Source organism: Labrys methylaminiphilus subsp. lupini (assembly GCF_051161885.1).
Classification (GTDB): domain Bacteria; phylum Pseudomonadota; class Alphaproteobacteria; order Rhizobiales; family Labraceae; genus Labrys.
The window spans coordinates 2,956,124-2,972,545 of sequence record NZ_JBMDIH010000001.1; the positions used below are offsets into that span (position 1 = coordinate 2,956,124).

The following is a 16,422-nucleotide window of genomic DNA, read 5'->3' on the forward strand; positions in this document are numbered from 1 at the left end:
CGGAGCCTTCGTGGCCACGATCAGAGACGTATCCAGGCGCGCCGGTGTTTCGCGATCGACGGTATCGCGGATCATCGCCGGCAATGGTTATGTCTCGGACAATGCCCGGCAGGCGGTGGAAGCGGCCATCGCGGAACTGGGCTACCGGCCCAACACCATGGCGCGGGGGCTGCGCTCCAATCGCTCGGAAATCATCGGCGCGGTCGTCGTCAACGTCGCCAGCCCCTTCTACGCCCAGATGGTCGGTGGCATGCAGAGCGTATGCCGGGCTGCCGACAAGTCGATCCTGCTCGCCAGCGGTTATGCCCAGGCGCATGAGGAATCGCGGGCGATCCTGGAATTGATCGACCGTTCCTGCGACGGCCTGATCCTCTATCTCGAAAATGCCGTGAGCGACGAGGTCAAGGACGTGGTGGCCAAGGCCGATATTCCAATCGTGGCGATCGGCGGAGAGCCGACCTCGCTCGCCTGGGCGAGAGTGGGCATCGACAACTACAATGGCGCTCTCGATGGCATGCGCTACCTGCTGACCATGGGTCACCGCGACATCGCCTATTTCGCCGGCACGCCCACCTATTTCGACACGCGCGAGCGTCTGCGCGGCATCGACACCGCCCTGGCGGAAGTCGGCATGAGCCGGGGCGACATCTATCTGGAAGCCGGCGATTACAAGGAACGCTTCGGCTACGAAGCGACGGAACGGCTGCTGGCGTCGGGCCGGAAGGTCAGCGCCATCTTTGCCGGCGACGACGATATTGGCGCCGGCGTCCTGCTGGCACTGCGGCACCATGGCGTCAAGGCGCCGGAACAGATCTCCCTCCTCGGCTTCGACGACAATTTCCACGCGAGGCATCTCACCCCGTCGCTGACGACCATACGCCAGCCGACGGACATAGCCGGTCAGACGGCTGCAAGACTCCTGCTCGGCATGATTGCCGACAGGAACTTCGTTCCGGATGACGTCGTCATTCCCGCCGAACTGATCGTCAGGGAAAGCGTCGTCCATCCTTCGGCAAGACATCAGACGGACCACGCCGCGGAGGCAGCAAGAGTGTAGGAAAGCTCATCCCGGTCTGTGCCGAGCGCCGGCCGGGATGAGTTCTGTCAATGACCATAAATAAATGTGGGATCGATCCCATAACAGAGGTGGAACATGAGACGCATCCTGATTGCTTTATGTGCGAGCAGCATCATCGGCAGTGCCTCGGCGGAGGCATTGCTCACCATGCATATCGAGGAGCAGACCAGCTGGGTGCGCAATTTCAACCCGTTCGACGCAGCCGGGCGCCGGCAGAGCACGCTCGACTTCATCTACGAGCCCCTGGTCATCTTCAACGCCTATGACAATGGCAAGCCGATCTATCGCCTGGCCACCGGCTACAAATTCTCCGATGACCTGAAGTCCGTCACCTACACCATCCGCGACGGCGTCAAATGGTCGGACGGGCAGCCGTTGACCGGCAAGGACGTCAAATTCACCTTCGACCTGATGATGAAGAACCCTTCCATCGACATCGTCGGAGTCGGCGCCGCGGTACAGTCGGTGGAGCTGCCGGCGCCCAACCAGGTCAAGGTCAATCTCAAGGACATCGATTCCCAGTTTCCCGAGTCTCTCGCCGATTTCACAGTCGTGCCCGAGCATGTCTGGAAGGATGTGGGCGATCCCTTCGCCTACAAGAACGAGAACCCCGTCGGCTCCGGCCCGATGACCGAAATCCGCCGCTTCACCCCGCAGGTCTACGAGCAATGCCGCAATCCCAATTACTGGGATGCCGGACATCTGAAGGTGGATTGCCTGAAGCTGCCGCAGATCAGCGGCAACGACCAGATGCTCGCGACCTTGCCGGAGGGAAACATCGACTGGTTCGGCTCGTTCCTGCCGGAAATCGACAAGACCTATGTCTCGCTCGATCCCAAGCATAATGGCTACTGGCAGCCCTCGGCCAATACCGTTTCCTTCGAGATGAACCTCAAGACCACCAATCCAGGCAACAAGGCGGCCTTCGACGACATCAAGTTCCGCCAGGCCGTCAGCCTGCTGATGGACCGCAAATCGATGGTCGATATCGCCGGCTTCGGCTATCCGAAGGTCAATCCCCACGCCACCGGCCTGCCGCTGCATTTCGACAATTGGGCCAATCCACAGGCCCAGCAGGGCCAGGACGCCTGGATGGCCTATGACATCGACAAGGCCGGCAAGCTCCTCGATGAAGCCGGCTACGCGAAGGGATCGGATGGCTTCCGCAAGACCCCGAAGGGCGAGCCGATCGCCTTCACCGTCGCCGTGCCGAATGGCTGGACGGACTGGATCGACGCGGTGCAGATCGGCGTGGAGGGCCTGCGCAAAGCCGGCATCAACGCCTCGGTGGCCACGCCCGAATACGAGCAGTGGAACAAGCAGATCGTCGAAGGCAATTACGATACGGTATTCCAGTCCCGGCCCGATGGCCCGACACCGTTCCGTGCCTATTACCAGACCCTTGCCACCCCCTATGTCGGCCGGTCGTCCTTCGCCGCCTCGCGCTATACCAATACCGAGCTCGACAAACTGTTCGAGGACTATAAGCGCGCCTCCAAGGAAGCGGATTTCAGGGCAATCTTCGACAAGATCCAGCTCCACATCGCCGACAACTTCCCCATGGTGCCGCTGTTCAACGGCCCGACCTGGTATCAGTACAGCTCGAAGCGTTTCACCGGCTGGGTAACCAAGGATGATCCTGCGATGAACCCCGAGAACCATGATGACAACCGCATCAGGCTCATGCATCTGCTGCGCCTGCAGCCGGTGGCGAACGCCAACTGATGCGGCTCTCATCCCGCCGGCTGGCGGTCTATGGCACCGCTTTCGTCTTCGCCATCCTGGTCAACTTCCTGCTGCCGCGGCTGATGCCCGGCAGCCCGGTCGACGGGATGATCGCCCAGCTCGGCCCGCGCGCCACGCCCGCGGCCGTCGACGCCATCCGCGCCCGCTTCGGCGCCGTGGATCAATCCTATTGGCATCAGTTCATCGACTATATCAAAGGCCTGGCTACGTTCGATCTGGGGGTATCGGTCAAATATTATCCCCAGACCGTCACCGAAGTCCTTGCCCGCTCCGCCGGCTGGACCGCCTTCCTGGTCTTGGGTGCCATCACCTTCTCGCTCATCGTCGGCGTCCTGCTCGGTGCACTGGCGGCCTGGCGGCGCGGCGGGCGCTTCGACACCATCGTCTCGCCGCTGGCCATCGTGATGAAATCGGTACCGCCGGTGGTGATCTGCCTGTCGATCCTGTTCGTCTTCGGCGTGTCCCTGCGCTGGCTGCCGGTGGGTTATGCCTATGATCCGTCCCTCGATCCGTCCTTCTCTCTCAGCTTCATCGGCAGCGTCCTCCTCCATGCGGCCATGCCGGTGCTCGCCCTTTCCCCTGCGCTCATCGGCGAATTCCTGACCACCATGCGCACCAGCATGATCTCGGTTCTGGGGGAGGATTACGTCACCATGGGACGGGCCAAGGGTCTGAGGGAAATGGCGGTGATGTTCAATTATGCCGCCCGCAACGCCCTGCTGCCCGTGCTCACCAACCTCGCGCTGATCCTGGGCGCGGTCTTCGGTGGCTCCATCGTCACCGAGATCGTCTTCAACTATCCGGGCCTGGGCCTGACGCTCTACACGGCCAGCGTGGCGCGCGACTATCCAGTCATCCAGGGTCAGCTCCTGCTGATGACGCTGGCGACGCTCGGCGCCAATCTCCTGGTCGACCTCATCTACGGCGCGATCGATCCGCGCATCGAGGAGGCCCGGGCATGACGGCCGTCCTGAAACAGAAGAAAGCCGTCTTCGGCCTCGTCATCGTGGTGCTGTTGTGCCTGATGGCCCTCCTGGCGCCGGTTCTGGCCCCCAACGATCCGGCGGCCCGTGTCGGCCGCCCTCACCAGCCGCCCAGCGCCGAACACGTGCTCGGCACCACCAAGATGGGGCGGGACGTCTTCAGCCAGTTTGTCTGGGGCGCGCGCTCCTCCCTGACGGTGGGGTTTGCCACAGGCCTTGCCATCACGGCGCTGGGTACGCTGCTCGGCCTGATCGGCGGCTATGCCGGTGGACGTACCGACAACGCCCTCGACCTCCTCACCAATGCGGTGCTGGTCATACCCAACATACCGCTCCTGATCCTGCTCGCCTCCTTCGCCGGCAAGGTCGGCCCCGTAGCCATCATGAGCATCATCGCCCTGACGTCCTGGCCGTGGGGCGCTCGCATGACGCGCTCCCAGATGCTGGCGCTGCGCAACCGTGAATTCGTGGTTGCCGCGCGCATGATCGGCGAACCGAGCTGGCGCATCGTCTTCGTCGAGATCCTGCCCAACCTTCTGCCGTTGCTGGCCCTCAATTTCGTCGGCAGCGTCATCTACGCCATCGTCGCCCAGACCACGCTTGAATATCTCGGCTTCGGCGACCCGCTGAACGTCAGCTGGGGCACCATGCTCTACAATGCGCAGAACTCCTCTGCCATCATCGTTGGCGCCTGGTGGGACATCGCCACGCCCTGCATCGGCATCATGCTGGTCGGATTCGGCCTGTCGCTGCTCAACTTCACCTTCGACGAGATCGCCAATCCGCAATTGCGATCGGGCCCCGCCCTGACCCGCTGGCTGCAGCTCAGCAACCGGCGCAAACGCCTGTCGAGGAGCCGATCATGAGCGAGGTACTTCTCGACATCCAGAATCTGAGCGTCGACTATCTGCTCGACAAGGGAGCCTTCCATGCGGTCAGGCAAGTCTCCTTCCAGATCCGGCGCGGCGAACTCTTCGGGCTTGCCGGCGAATCAGGCTGCGGCAAGAGCACGATCGCCTATGCCATCACCCGCCTGGCCAAGCCCCCGGCCCTGACCACGGGCGGCCGCATCCTGCTGAACGGCCAGGACATCCTGACCTTGCCGGAGGACGAGCTCAGACGCATCCGCTGGCGCAAGATCGGCATGGTCTTCCAGAGCGCCATGAACTCCCTCAACCCGCTCTTGCGTGTGAAGGCGCAGTTCCACGACGTGCTGCGGCTTCACAAGGGCTATTCGCGGGAACAGTCGCGCGCCAGGGCGGAGGACATGTTTCGCCTGGTCGGCATTCCCGTCGATCGCCTGGGCCATTATCCGCACCAGTTCAGCGGCGGCATGCGTCAGCGCATCGTCATCGCGATCTGCCTCGCCCTGCAGCCCGAACTGATCATCATGGACGAGCCGACCACCGCGCTCGACGTCGTGGTGCAGCGGGAAATCCTGGAACAAATGGTGGATTTGCAGCAAAGCCAGGGCTTTTCGGTGCTCTTCATCACCCATGACCTGCATCTGATGGCGCAGATCTGCCACCGCATCGGCGTGATGCTGAAGGGCGAACTCGTGGAGGTCGGCGATACCAGCCAGATCAGCATGGCCCCCAGGCACGACTATACCCGCAAATTGTGGAGCGCCATCCCGGCCCTGCCGGTGGCCCGCCATCTCGAGGGGAGCCTTTGATGAACATGCTGGCTTCCCCGACCCGTTTGCAGCCGGCAACTGCCCCGATCATCCGGCTGGAGAACATCGCGCGCTCCTTCGGGGCCGTGCAGGCCCTGCGCGGCATCACCCTGTCGCTTGTCCCCGGCAAGGCACTGGCCCTGGTCGGCGAGTCCGGCTGCGGCAAGACCACCTGCGCCCGCATCATCGCCCGCATGGACCGGCCGACCGGGGGAGCCCTGCACTTCCACGACCGCAACGTTACGCAACCCGGCAGTCGCAAGGAAGAGAAAGCCTATCGGCGCGCGGTGCAGATGGTGTTCCAGGATCCCTTCGCCTCGCTCAACCCGGTCTTTTCCATCGGTCATCACCTCATCCGGCCCCTGCTGCTGCATGGCCATGCCCGGGGACGCGCCGAAGGCCAGGCAGGCGTGAAGCAGCTTTTGGAAAGCGTCGGCCTCGATCCCGAGGTGACGATCGGCAAATTCCCGCATCAGCTCTCCGGCGGGCAGCGCCAGCGGGTCAACATCGCCCGCGCCATTGCGGTTCGCCCACAGGTCCTGCTGGCGGACGAGCCTACCTCGATGCTCGACGTCTCGATCCGGCAGGGCATCCTCGACCTGCTGGCCGGCATCAAGCGGGAGCGCAATCTGGCTGTGCTCTACATCACCCATGACATCGCCACGGCCGCCCATGTCGCCGAGGAGATCGTCGTGATGTTCGCCGGGCAGATGGTGGAATGGGGTGATGCCCTGGCGGTGATCACCAATCCGCGCCACCCCTACACCAAGCTGCTGCTCTCCGCGGTTCCCGATCCGAACCGCCCGTTCATCCCGGGCCAAAGCAGCGCCTTTCTCAGCCGAGCCGAAGACATTCGCCGCATTTCGCGCCCCGCCTCGAACACGATCGAGCAGGCAGGCCCGAACCATTTCGTCCGGATAGCCGGATCTCCAGAACAGAACGCTTCAGACTGAACAGGACTTTGCATGGACCTTCTCGTCAAACTCTACGACCTCGTGCCGAACAAGGCGTTGGACACCCGCCTCGACGACGCGGGCATCACGCTCCGGCGTGCCCTCCCCCCGGAGCTTGCCGCAATAACGGAGTGGATCCGCCGGCATTTCACCGCCGGCTGGGCCAGCGAGGCGACCGTGGCTCTCTGCCGCCAGCCGGTCTCATGCTTCATTGCGGTCAGGCAGGGACAATTGCTCGGTTTCGCCTGCTACGACGCCACCGCCCGGGGGTTCTTCGGCCCCACCGGCGTGGACGAGGCCGAACGCGGCCGCGGCATTGGCCATGCCCTGCTCCTCGCCTGCCTCAATGACATGCGTGCACAGGGCTATGCCTATGCCGCCATCGGCGATGTTGGGCCGGTGGAATTCTATGCCCGCACGGTCGGCGCGACACCGATCGCCGACTCCACGCCCGGCATCTTCGCCGGCCTCCTCAAAGCTTCCAGTTGATCTTTGCCCTTCGAGAGACTTTCATGACGATATCCGTGCGCAATCTTCTCCGCCTCGAAACTCATTGGACGCCATCCAGCGAGGATCGGCAGCTCGCTTATGCCCTGACCCTGACCAATACGTCCGACAGGGCCATATCGGGATTCCGGCTCTGCATCAGCGGGCCGGGACGCATCGACCCTGCCGCCACGATCGAAGGCGGCTCGCTTCGAACCCGCCTGTCGAACTATGCCGAGTTCGCGCCACCCGAAGGATTCGTCCTGCATCCGAACACGGCCTGGACCGTCACCGCCCGGGGCCTCAGCTATCCGCTGCGGCATTGGACCGATGGAACCAACACCGCCTATGTCGTTTTCGACGACGGAACCAATCTGCCGGTCGCGGTCATGCCCAGCCGGTCCAGCGGCGACAACGCCTCGCCCAAGCGGGGCGCGGACGTCTATCCCGTGCCGGATATCGCGCCCGTGGCCATCTCCATCGTTCCCTGGCCGAACGAAGTTTCAGTCACCGGCCGGCGCGGTGTGCCATTGGGGCTTGCCCCCCAGGCCGGCTCCGGTGAGGCCGGCCAGGCCATCGCCGCCTTTGGTGAGCTGACGACCAGCCTGTTCCCGGTGGAAGGCATCGTCCGGCCCGAGGCCGAAGGCGGACTTGCCGTTACCCTGCAGCATCAGGACGGCGTGGCAGCCGAAGCCTACCGGATATTTTTCGCCGAAGAGGGCGTAACGCTCACGGCCGCAAGCCGCGCCGGCTTCCTCTACGGCCTGATCACGCTTGGACAGATACTGCGCGGCGCTCGCCTGCATCCGCAGACCTTCCTGTTCCCTCTGGAGGGCGAGATCCGGGACGAACCCTGGGCTCGCTGGCGCGGCACCCATCTCGACGTCGCCCGCCAGTTCTACGGCTCGGCCGAGATCGCGCAATTCCTGCGCGTTCTCGCCTGGAACAAGCTGAACCGCTTCCACTGGCACCTGTCCGACGACGAGGCCTGGCGCGTGGAGATCGAGGCCTATCCGGAACTGGTCGCCACCGGCGCCTGGCGCGGCCATGGCCTGGCCATCCCCCCGCTGCTCGGCTCCGGAGCGGCACCTACGGGCGGCTACTATACCAAGACAGCGATCCGGCAGATCGTTGATCTCGCAACGCGCCTCGGCATCGACGTCGTGCCGGAGATTGACATGCCGGGCCATTGCTACTCGGTGCTGCAATCCCTGCCCTCGCTGCGCGATCCAGATGAACAGGGCGAATATTTCTCCATCCAGGGCTTTCCGAACAACTGCCTGAATCCCGCCCGTGAGGAGACCTATGCCTTCGTGGAGAAGCTCCTGGACGAATTGCTCGAACTCTTTCCCTCCCGCACCATCCATGTCGGCGCAGACGAGGTCCCGGCGGGTGCCTGGGAAGGCTCTCCTCAGGCCATGGCGCATCTCAAGACTTTGGGCGGCGGCAGCACGGCCGAATTGCAGGCCCACTTCCTGCAGCGCGTCCAGGCCTCGCTCACCGCCAGGGGCCGCATCACGGGCGCCTGGGAAGAGGCGGCGCATGGCGGCGGCATCGACAAGGCCAATTGCTACCTGAATGGCTGGCACACGGTAGAGATCAGCGCCAGGCTGGCGTCCGAAGGCTATGACATCGTCGTCTGCCCCGGACAGGTCTACTATCTGGACATGGCCAACAGTCCGGCCTGGTCAGAGCCGGGCGCCGGCTGGGCCGGCTGGTCCGACGCCGAAAAGATCTACCGTTTCGATCCGGTGGAAGGCTGGTCGGATATCCAGAGGCAACATTTCCTGGGCGTGCAGACCTGCATCTGGTCCGAACCGATGACCGACCGCGGCGTGTTCGACCGCCTGATCTTTCCCCGCATTTCGGCCCTGGCGGAAACCGGATGGACGGCCCCGCCCAAAAAATCCTGGGACCGCTTCAGGGCCATGGTCGGCTTGATGCCACTGCTCTATGGGATCAAGGCCTGAGACACTGGTCTCCAGACAAACAAAATCCCGCGAAGCTGTGTTTCATGCCTCGCGGGACGCAAATCTTATCGAGATTGCCGGAATAGCAGCGTCTACTCCACCGGCGTCGTCTGCACGCCCCAGATCTCGTCGGCATATTCGCGGATGGTGCGGTCCGAGGAGAACCAGCCCATGCGTGCGACGTTGAGGATCGACTTCTCGCGCCAGGCCGATTTGTTGGCCCACAGCGTATCGACATTGCGCTGCGCGGCGGCATAGGCGTCGAAATCGTCGGTGACGAAGAACCAGTCGCTGGAGCGCAGCGACTGCACCGTGCCGCGATGGCGTTCGCGGTCGGTCGGCGAGAACACGCCGCTTTCCACCGCATCGAGCACCTCGGCCAAGGCCTGCGAGGCCGCGATGGCGTCGGCCGGATTGCGGCCCTGGCGCTTCTTCTCCTCGACCTCATGTGCCTTCAGGCCGAAAATGAAGATGTTGTCGTCGCCGACATGCTCCTTCATCTCGACATTGGCGCCGTCGAGCGTGCCGATGGTGAGCGCGCCGTTGAGGCCGAACTTCATGTTGCCGGTGCCCGAGGCTTCCAGGCCCGCGGTCGAGATCTGCTCGGACAGGTCCGCGGCCGGAATGATCACCTCGGCGAGGCTGACATTGTAGTTCGGCATGAACACGACCTTGAGCAGGTTGCGCACGGCCGGATCCGAGTTCACCACCTTGGCGACGTCGTTGATCAGCTTGATCACATATTTGGCCGCCGTGTAGCTCGCCGCCGCTTTACCGGCAAAAATCTTCACGCGCGGCGCCCAGTCGCGCTCGGGATGGGCGCGGATGGCATTGTAGAGCGCGATGGTCTCGAGGATGTTGAGAAGCTGCCGCTTATATTCGTGGATGCGCTTGATCTGGACGTCGAACATCGCGGAAGGATCGACACGCAGGCCCACCGTCTGCTGAAGCACCTTGGCCAGGCGCGCCTTGTTGGCATGCTTGACGGCCGCGAAGGCCTCCTGGAAGGAGGCATCCGTGGCGTAGGGTTCCAGCGCCACCAGCTTTTCGGCATCGTCGAGATAGCCATCGCCGATGGTCTCGCGCAGCAGCGTGGTCAGCCCCGGATTGGCGGTCATCAGCCAGCGCCGCGGCGTGATGCCGTTGGTCTTGTTGGTGATGCGCCCGGGGAACAGCGTGTTGAGGTCTCGGAACACCGTCTCCTTCATCAGCTCCGAATGCAGGGCCGACACGCCATTGACCTTGTGCGAGCCGACGAAGGCCAGATTGCCCATGCGAACGCGCCGGCCATGGCTCTCGTCGATGATCGAGACGGTGGCGATCATGGCATCGGAGGCGCCGCTCTCGCGCGCCTCGGTCAGCACGCGGGCATTGATGGCGTAGATGATCTGCATGTGCCGCGGCAGCAGGCGCTCGATCAGCGGCACAGGCCAGGTTTCCAGCGCCTCAGGCAGCAGCGTATGGTTGGTGTAGGAGATCGTCTCGCGGGTGATGGCGAAGGCGTCGGCCCAGTTCAGCCCGTGAATGTCGATCAGGATACGCATCAGCTCGGCCACGGCGATGGCCGGATGAGTGTCGTTGAGCTGGACGGCCGCCTTGGAAGGCAGGGTCTTGATGTCGCGATGCTGCTGCAGGTGGCGGCGGACGATGTCCTGCAGCGACGAGGCGGTGAAGAAATACTCCTGGCGCAGGCGCAATTCCTGGCCGGCCGGCGTGGAATTGGCCGGATAGAGCACGCGCGAGATCGATTCCGCCTTGGTGCGGTCATTCAGGGCGCCGATATGGTCGCCGGCATTGAAGGCGTCGAGCGAGATCGGATCGAGCGAGCGGGCCGACCACAGGCGCAGCGTGTTGACGCGGTTGCCGCGCCAGCCGACGGCCGGCGTGTCATGGGCGACGGCGAGCACGGTTTCTGCCGGCTTCCAGCTATGCACGGCCGAGCCATCCCAGCCGTCCGTCGCTTCGACGGCACCGCCGAAGCCCACTTCATAGGCGACTTCACGGCGCGGGAATTCCCAGGGATTGCCGTTCTGCAGCCAGTTCTCGGGCGATTCCGTCTGCCAGCCATCGACGATGTTCTGGCGGAAAAGGCCGTTCTCATAGCGGATGCCGTAGCCATAGGCGGCAATGCCGACGGTGGCCATGCTCTCCATGAAGCAGGCGGCGAGGCGGCCGAGGCCGCCATTCCCGAGGGCGGCATCGGGCTCCATCTCGGCGATCATGTCGAGATCGACGCCGACGGAAGCCAGAGCCTCGCGCGCCGTGGCGACGAGGCCGAGATTGTTGAGGCCATCCTTGAGCAGGCGGCCGATCAGGAATTCGAGCGAGAGATAATAGACACGCTTGCCGCCCATGCGGTAGACGCCGCGCGTCGTCGCCATCCAGCGGTCGACGATGTGGTCGCGCAACGCCAGGCTCACGGCCCGCAGCCAGTCATGGTCGCGCGCCACGATCGGGTCCTTGCCGACGGCATAGGTCAGCTTGGCGAGGATCAGGTCACGGAAGGCCCGCGCCTCGCCGGTCGCCTCGGGCAGCTTGGCCGCCTCATCACCGACAGCCATCGCCGCTTCGGCCGAATAGAGCTTGTCGTGCAACGTTGAAGTCATGTGTCACTTCTCGATCGTTGATCCCAGGACGGTGCTCCTTAACCCAAGTGCCGCCTGGTTACGAGTGCCCCTTTTGCATAAGATGTAGGCAAAAACACTGATATCTTGTGATTATGGCCGGATACGCTGCCATGATCACCTCATATGTCTGTTCTGCATGGCTCGTCCACCTTGTGCGTCGCCTGCACAAAGCGGCCCTATGCTGTTGCTCACGACCGTGGAGAGTATGCGCCTGCGGCGGAATCCTAGCTGAATTCCGCGGGCGATGATGATATGCCACGGCCATGGGGCCATGCGATTTCGCGGGATCGTCAAGAATCGCAAAGACGCGTCGGAACAAGGAGTTAGGGCAAGCAGCGTTCAGGCGCCTTGCCTTGGGAGACAGGCATGACGGCTATCTATTATCTCGCGGTCGACGGCGGTGGCACCAATACACGCGCCCGCCTCTATGACGAGAGCGGCAAGCTGATCGGCGAAGGCCTGTCGGGCTCCTCCAACCTGACTCTCGGCACCGATATTGCAGGCCCGGCCATCGCCGCAGCCGGCGATGCCGCACTTGCCGCTGCCGGATTGGACCCCGGAGCCAAGACCCGGATCCGGGCCGGCCTCGGTCTTTCCGGCGGCAATATTCCCGCCCTTGCCGACAGTATCGCTGCCTTTCCCTTCGGTTATGGCGCCCTCACCGTCACCTCGGACGCGGTCACGGCCTGCCTCGGTGCCCATGCCGGCCAGGATGGCGGCATCTTCATTCTCGGCACGGGTTCGCAGGGCCTCGCCCTGGTGGGAGGCAGGGAGACCTCGGTCGGTGGCTGGGGGTTCGCCCTTGGCGACGACGCCTCCGGCGCCGTGCTCGGACGGGCCGCACTCAGGGCCGCCCTGCTCAGCGTCGACCTGCTCGGCCCCATGAGCGATCTGACCCGCCGCCTGCTGGCGCATTTCCACGACGATCCGAACGAGGCGGTGATCTGGGCCAGGACCGCAACGCCGAGGGATTATGGCCGCTTCGCTCCCCTGGTGTTCGAGGCCGCCGGGGGGGATGTGGTGGCGGACCGTCTGATTGCCGGAGCCACCGGCGCCATCGTCGCCATGCTCGACCGCCTGAAAGACCTTGGCGCCCCCAGGATCGCCCTGATGGGAGGGCTCGCCGAACCCTATCGGCCCTATCTGCCGGTGCGCTATGATGAGATCCTGGTTCCGCCCAAGGGAGATGCCCTGGCCGGAGCCCTGACCCTGGCGAAAAGGGGCCGCTGACGATGTCTCTAAACGCTCTCACCGCCCCCCGCCTGTTCAACGGCGAAACCTTCATCGAGGGCCACGCCGTCCTGGTGGAGGCCGATGTGATCGTCGGCCTGGTGCCGCGGTTCGACATTCCTTCCCATGCCGCCGTGACCACCCTGCCCTCCGGGCTGCTGGCACCCGGTTTCGTCGACGCCCAGGTCAATGGCGGCGGCGGCTTCCTGTTCAACCAGTCACCCGACGTGGCGACGCTTGCGGGCATGGTCGCAGCTCATCGGCGCCATGGCAGCACCGCCCTGCTGCCGACCTACATCACCGACACGGCCGATGGAATGAAGAGCGCCATCACCGCCGCCCGCCAGGCGATCGCCGATGGGGTGCCGGGCATGGCCGGCATTCATCTGGAAGGGCCCTTCCTTTCGGTGCCGCGCAAGGGCGCCCATGACCCGGCCCTGATCCGGCCGCTGACGGAAGCCGATGTCGAGCTCATTCTCGGCAGCGGCATCGAGACCATCCTGCTCACCGTGGCGCCGGAGAATGCGCCGCTTCACCTGATCCGGCGCTTGGCGGATGGGGGCGTGATCGTCAGCCTCGGCCATACCGATACCAGCTATGAGGCAGTGATGGCGGCGGCGGATGCCGGCGCCACCGGCATCACCCATCTCTTCAATGCGATGTCGCCCTTGCAGGGTCGTCACCCCGGCGTCACCGGGGCCGCGCTCGACCATGGCGGGCTGTGGGTCGGCATCATCGCCGACGGTCTCCATGTGCATCCAGGCTCGCTCTCGCTCGCCTTGCGCGCGAAAAAGGCGCCGGGACGGCTCTTCCTCGTCACCGACGCCATGCCCACTGCTGGCGATGCCAACGACGTCTTCTATCTCAACGGACGCAAGGTGACGCGGCGCAACGGCGCCCTGACGCTGGAAGACGGCACGCTGGCCGGCTCCGACCTCACCATGGACGCGGCGCTGCGCTACAGCGTCGGCCATCTTGGCGTCGATCTCGGGGAGGCCCTGCGCATGGCCAGCCTCTATCCCGCCCAGTTCCTCCGTCTCGACAGCCGCCGGGGACGGCTGGCTCCGCGCTATCGTGCCGACATCGTGCATCTCGACGAGCATCTGACCGCGCGCGGCGTGTGGGTGGGAGGTCGCCAACTGGCCGGGTGAAGCGGCCGCTTCAGGCGATGCGATGTGGTGCGAACAGGATGACGGCCATGCCGGCCAGGCACAGAACCCCTCCGATCAGATCCCAGTGATCGGGCCTGATCCCTTCGACGCCCCACAGCCAGAGCAGCGAGGCGGCGATATAGATCCCGCCATAGGCGGCATAGGCCCGCCCGGCCGCATCGGTTTCGACCCGCGAGAGCAGAAGGGCGAAGGCAATGAGGGCTGCCACGCCAGGCACCAGCCACCAGGCCGGTTTGCCGAGGCGCAGCCAGCCCCAGAAGGCGTAGCAGCCGGCAATCTCGCCGGCCGCCGCCAGGACATAGAACAGAATCGATTTCATGCAGGCCGTCCGTCTCCCATCGGCGTCAGCTTAGCGGGCTGGTACCGGAGGCGGAAGGTAGCGAAAGGGCGACGCGGGGGCTGTCTCGCCCCTGCTCAGACGACTCAGAATTTGTAGCTGACGCCGACCATGGCAACGGTCTCATGAAAGCCGGCCTTGAAGCGGGTGTCGGGCGCTACGCGGAAGCGCGACTTGCCGAAATCGGTGTAGCGGACCTCGACGCGTCCGATCCAGTTGTCGGTAAAGGCATATTCGACACCGGCGCCGGCGGTCCAGCCCACCTTGGTCTTGGTGGAGGAACCCACGACGTCACCATCGAAGAGGTTCCAGCGTTCACGGATATCGCCGAAGGCGACGCCGCCGGTGGCATAGACGAGAATACGGTCGAAGGCATAGCCCAGACGCGCGCGGACCGATCCCTGCCAGCGATTGGTCATATGCAGCCGGCTGTTGCCGTTCTGGGCGTCGATGACCGTATGGCTGCCCTTGATACTGCTGAGGTCGATGTCGCCTTCCAGACCGACGACGATATTGTTGGAGAATTGTTCGTTGTAGCCGGCGTGCAGGCCGCCGAGCACACCATTGACGTTGAAGTTATCGGCCGGCACGGGCGTCGACCTGCTCAAATCGTCCTTTTCCCGTCCCCAACCATAGCCGATATGGGCACCGACATAAAAGCCGGTCCAGCTAAAGGGCGTCACAGGCACAATAGGTTCCACAGGCGCCGGCGCAAGGTCTGCTGAAAGTGCCGGCATTGGCGCAAGAAAGAGTGCCGCTAAAACGATTTTCTTCATGATCCCCACCTTATCACGACGTTGATCGGCAAGAAATCACTGCCACAATTTCTACATATTGTCCATATTCTCAGATAATTGCCATCTCTGAAAGCAATAGAACACTAATCATCGATATACTATTGACTGACGAAAACAGGATTATTGCTTTATTTTCTGACCGCGAATACCCCGCTCGGGACATTAGGGAAGCAAATTCGTATTTCCTTGGTAAACCATCGCAACATAACGGGCCACAAAGTGGCCCGTTGCAGGTCGATCGTCGCCAGGTCGGGGATCAGCTCTTGCTCGATGCCGCCCAGAGATTGACGTTGCCTTCCTCGGCATAGTGGTCGATCTCCGCCAGCTCCTCGGCGGAGAAAGCGAGATTCTTCAAGGCGCCGACGCAGTCCTCGATCTGCCCCAGGCGGCTGGCCCCGATCAGCGCCGAGGTCATGCGGCCATCCCTGAGGACCCAGGCGATCGCCATCTGGGCCAGGGTCTGGCCGCGGCGACGAGCTATCGTATCGAGGGCCCGCAGCCTGGTCAGATTCGTCTCGGTGAGTTGATCGGGCGAGAGCGACTTGCCGGCCGCAGCGCGGCTGTCGGCGGGAATGCCGGTCGCGCTGAGATATTTGTTGGTGAGCAAGCCCTGCGCCAGCGGCGTGAAGGCGATGCAGCCAGCGCCGTCCGCTTCGAGCTGGTCGAGCAGGCTGTCCTTCTCGACCCAGCGATTGAGCATCGAATAACTCGGCTGATGGATAAGCAGCGGCGTGCCCAGACGGCGCAGGATCGCAGCCGCCTCCCTGGTCCTCTCGGCACTATAGGACGAGATACCGGCATAATGGGCCTTGCCCTGGCGCACCGCGTCATGCAGCGCGGTCATCGTCTCTTCCAGAGGCGTGTTCGGATCGAAGCGGTGGGAATAGAAGATGTCGACCGTCTCGATACCCATCCGCTTGAGGCTGGCGTCCAGGCTGGAGAGCAGATATTTGCGGCTGCCCCACTCGCCATAGGGGCCGGGCCACATGCGATAGCCGGCCTTGGTGGAGATCACCAGTTCGTCGCGATGATGGGCGAAGTCCGTCCTGAGGATGCGCCCGAAGGTCTCTTCGGCCGAGCCGGGCGGCGGCCCGTAATTATTGGCTAGGTCGAAATGGGTAATGCCGAGGTCGAAGGCCCTGCGGCAGAGCGCCCTGGCATTCTCGAAAGGGATGTCGCCACCGAAATTATGCCACAGGCCCAGCGAAAGAGCCGGAAGCTGCAGGCCCGAGCGGCCGGACCGGCGATATTGCATGGCGTCGTAACGCGCCTCATCCGCGACATAAGTCATAGGTGGCTCCAATACTGAGGAAAAGCGAATCCGCAATCATTCATCAGACAAACTGCCCGGCCCGGGCCAATTGTTCA

The 16,422-nt window shown here is 63.8% G+C and carries 14 protein-coding genes; 10 read left to right on the plus strand and 4 right to left on the minus strand.

Annotated elements, in window-relative coordinates; genetic code table 11:
* The first annotated feature begins 10 nt into the window (after positions 1-10).
* From ACN6KF_RS13835 to ACN6KF_RS13870, 8 genes are all read left to right on the plus strand, one after another.
* Complete coding sequence (locus ACN6KF_RS13835; RefSeq protein ID WP_434957385.1) at positions 11-1,057, plus strand: LacI family DNA-binding transcriptional regulator; 1,047 nt, start codon at positions 11-13, stop codon at positions 1,055-1,057.
* A gap of 96 nt (positions 1,058-1,153) precedes the next feature.
* Complete coding sequence (locus ACN6KF_RS13840) at positions 1,154-2,803, plus strand: ABC transporter substrate-binding protein (protein WP_434957386.1); 1,650 nt, start codon at positions 1,154-1,156, stop codon at positions 2,801-2,803.
* Complete coding sequence (locus tag ACN6KF_RS13845) at positions 2,803-3,786, plus strand: ABC transporter permease (RefSeq protein WP_434957387.1); 984 nt, start codon at positions 2,803-2,805, stop codon at positions 3,784-3,786. The genes ACN6KF_RS13840 and ACN6KF_RS13845 overlap by 1 nt, the downstream gene beginning before the upstream one ends.
* Positions 3,783-4,673, plus strand: a complete 891-nt coding sequence (locus tag ACN6KF_RS13850; protein WP_434957388.1) for an ABC transporter permease — start codon at positions 3,783-3,785, stop codon at positions 4,671-4,673. The genes ACN6KF_RS13845 and ACN6KF_RS13850 overlap by 4 nt, the downstream gene beginning before the upstream one ends.
* The gene (locus tag ACN6KF_RS13855) at positions 4,670-5,482 is read left to right on the plus strand and encodes an ABC transporter ATP-binding protein (protein ID WP_434957389.1); all 813 of its coding nucleotides are present in this window, start codon (positions 4,670-4,672) and stop codon (positions 5,480-5,482) included. Before ACN6KF_RS13850 ends, ACN6KF_RS13855 begins: the two co-directional genes overlap by 4 nt.
* Before the next feature lie 5 nt (positions 5,483-5,487).
* Positions 5,488-6,435 carry an ABC transporter ATP-binding protein gene (locus ACN6KF_RS13860; RefSeq protein ID WP_434959675.1) on the plus strand — a complete coding sequence of 316 codons (948 nt, stop codon included), beginning with the start codon at positions 5,488-5,490 and terminating at the stop codon, positions 6,433-6,435.
* A gap of 12 nt (positions 6,436-6,447) precedes the next feature.
* Positions 6,448-6,924, plus strand: a complete 477-nt coding sequence (locus ACN6KF_RS13865; protein ID WP_434957390.1) for a GNAT family N-acetyltransferase — start codon at positions 6,448-6,450, stop codon at positions 6,922-6,924.
* 23 nt (positions 6,925-6,947) lie between these two features.
* Complete coding sequence (locus ACN6KF_RS13870; RefSeq protein ID WP_434957391.1) at positions 6,948-8,891, plus strand: beta-N-acetylhexosaminidase; 1,944 nt, start codon at positions 6,948-6,950, stop codon at positions 8,889-8,891.
* Between the two features lie 92 nt (positions 8,892-8,983).
* Here ACN6KF_RS13870 and ACN6KF_RS13875 read toward each other — a convergent pair whose 3' ends face one another.
* Positions 8,984-11,497, minus strand: coding sequence for a glycogen/starch/alpha-glucan phosphorylase (locus ACN6KF_RS13875; RefSeq protein WP_434957392.1), 2,514 nt, complete (start codon positions 11,495-11,497; stop codon positions 8,984-8,986).
* Positions 11,498-11,884: 387 nt separating this feature from the next.
* On the opposite strand from ACN6KF_RS13875, the gene ACN6KF_RS13880 reads away from it, so the two are divergent.
* Together ACN6KF_RS13880 and nagA are read left to right on the plus strand one after the other, a co-directional pair.
* Positions 11,885-12,748 (plus strand): glucosamine kinase nucleotide-binding domain-containing protein, encoded by an 864-nt coding sequence (locus ACN6KF_RS13880; RefSeq protein ID WP_434957393.1) that lies wholly within the window; start codon positions 11,885-11,887, stop codon positions 12,746-12,748.
* 2 nt (positions 12,749-12,750) lie between these two features.
* Positions 12,751-13,899, plus strand: a complete 1,149-nt coding sequence (gene nagA / locus ACN6KF_RS13885) for an N-acetylglucosamine-6-phosphate deacetylase (protein WP_434957394.1) — start codon at positions 12,751-12,753, stop codon at positions 13,897-13,899.
* Positions 13,900-13,909: 10 nt separating this feature from the next.
* Here the strand turns inward: nagA and ACN6KF_RS13890 are convergent, their stop codons facing one another.
* The 3 genes from ACN6KF_RS13890 to mgrA form a co-directional block, all read right to left on the minus strand.
* Positions 13,910-14,239, minus strand: coding sequence for a YnfA family protein (locus ACN6KF_RS13890; protein ID WP_434957395.1), 330 nt, complete (start codon positions 14,237-14,239; stop codon positions 13,910-13,912).
* Positions 14,240-14,343: 104 nt separating this feature from the next.
* Positions 14,344-14,946, minus strand: a complete 603-nt coding sequence (locus tag ACN6KF_RS13895; protein ID WP_475422023.1) for an outer membrane protein — start codon at positions 14,944-14,946, stop codon at positions 14,344-14,346.
* Between the two features lie 364 nt (positions 14,947-15,310).
* A complete protein-coding gene (mgrA, locus tag ACN6KF_RS13900) occupies positions 15,311-16,345 on the minus strand; it encodes an L-glyceraldehyde 3-phosphate reductase (protein WP_434957397.1) in 1,035 nt (344 codons plus the stop codon).
* Positions 16,346-16,422 lie beyond the last annotated feature (77 nt).

Bases quoted from the DNA above. Each gene is read 5' to 3' on its own strand.
- nagA (WP_434957394.1), top strand. From the start codon at position 12,751: ATGTCTCTAAACGCTCTCACCGCCCCCCGCCTGTTCAACGGCGAAACC.
- ACN6KF_RS13845 (WP_434957387.1), top strand. From the start codon at position 2,803: ATGCGGCTCTCATCCCGCCGGCTGGCGGTCTATGGCACCGCTTTCGTC.
- ACN6KF_RS13850 (WP_434957388.1), top strand. From the start codon at position 3,783: ATGACGGCCGTCCTGAAACAGAAGAAAGCCGTCTTCGGCCTCGTCATC.
- ACN6KF_RS13875 (WP_434957392.1), bottom strand. From the start codon at position 11,497: ATGACTTCAACGTTGCACGACAAGCTCTATTCGGCCGAAGCGGCGATG.
- ACN6KF_RS13880 (WP_434957393.1), top strand. From the start codon at position 11,885: ATGACGGCTATCTATTATCTCGCGGTCGACGGCGGTGGCACCAATACA.
- ACN6KF_RS13855 (WP_434957389.1), top strand. From the start codon at position 4,670: ATGAGCGAGGTACTTCTCGACATCCAGAATCTGAGCGTCGACTATCTG.
- ACN6KF_RS13870 (WP_434957391.1), top strand. From the start codon at position 6,948: ATGACGATATCCGTGCGCAATCTTCTCCGCCTCGAAACTCATTGGACG.
- ACN6KF_RS13840 (WP_434957386.1), top strand. From the start codon at position 1,154: ATGAGACGCATCCTGATTGCTTTATGTGCGAGCAGCATCATCGGCAGT.
- ACN6KF_RS13860 (WP_434959675.1), top strand. From the start codon at position 5,488: ATGCTGGCTTCCCCGACCCGTTTGCAGCCGGCAACTGCCCCGATCATC.
- ACN6KF_RS13890 (WP_434957395.1), bottom strand. From the start codon at position 14,239: ATGAAATCGATTCTGTTCTATGTCCTGGCGGCGGCCGGCGAGATTGCC.
- mgrA (WP_434957397.1), bottom strand. From the start codon at position 16,345: ATGACTTATGTCGCGGATGAGGCGCGTTACGACGCCATGCAATATCGC.
- ACN6KF_RS13865 (WP_434957390.1), top strand. From the start codon at position 6,448: ATGGACCTTCTCGTCAAACTCTACGACCTCGTGCCGAACAAGGCGTTG.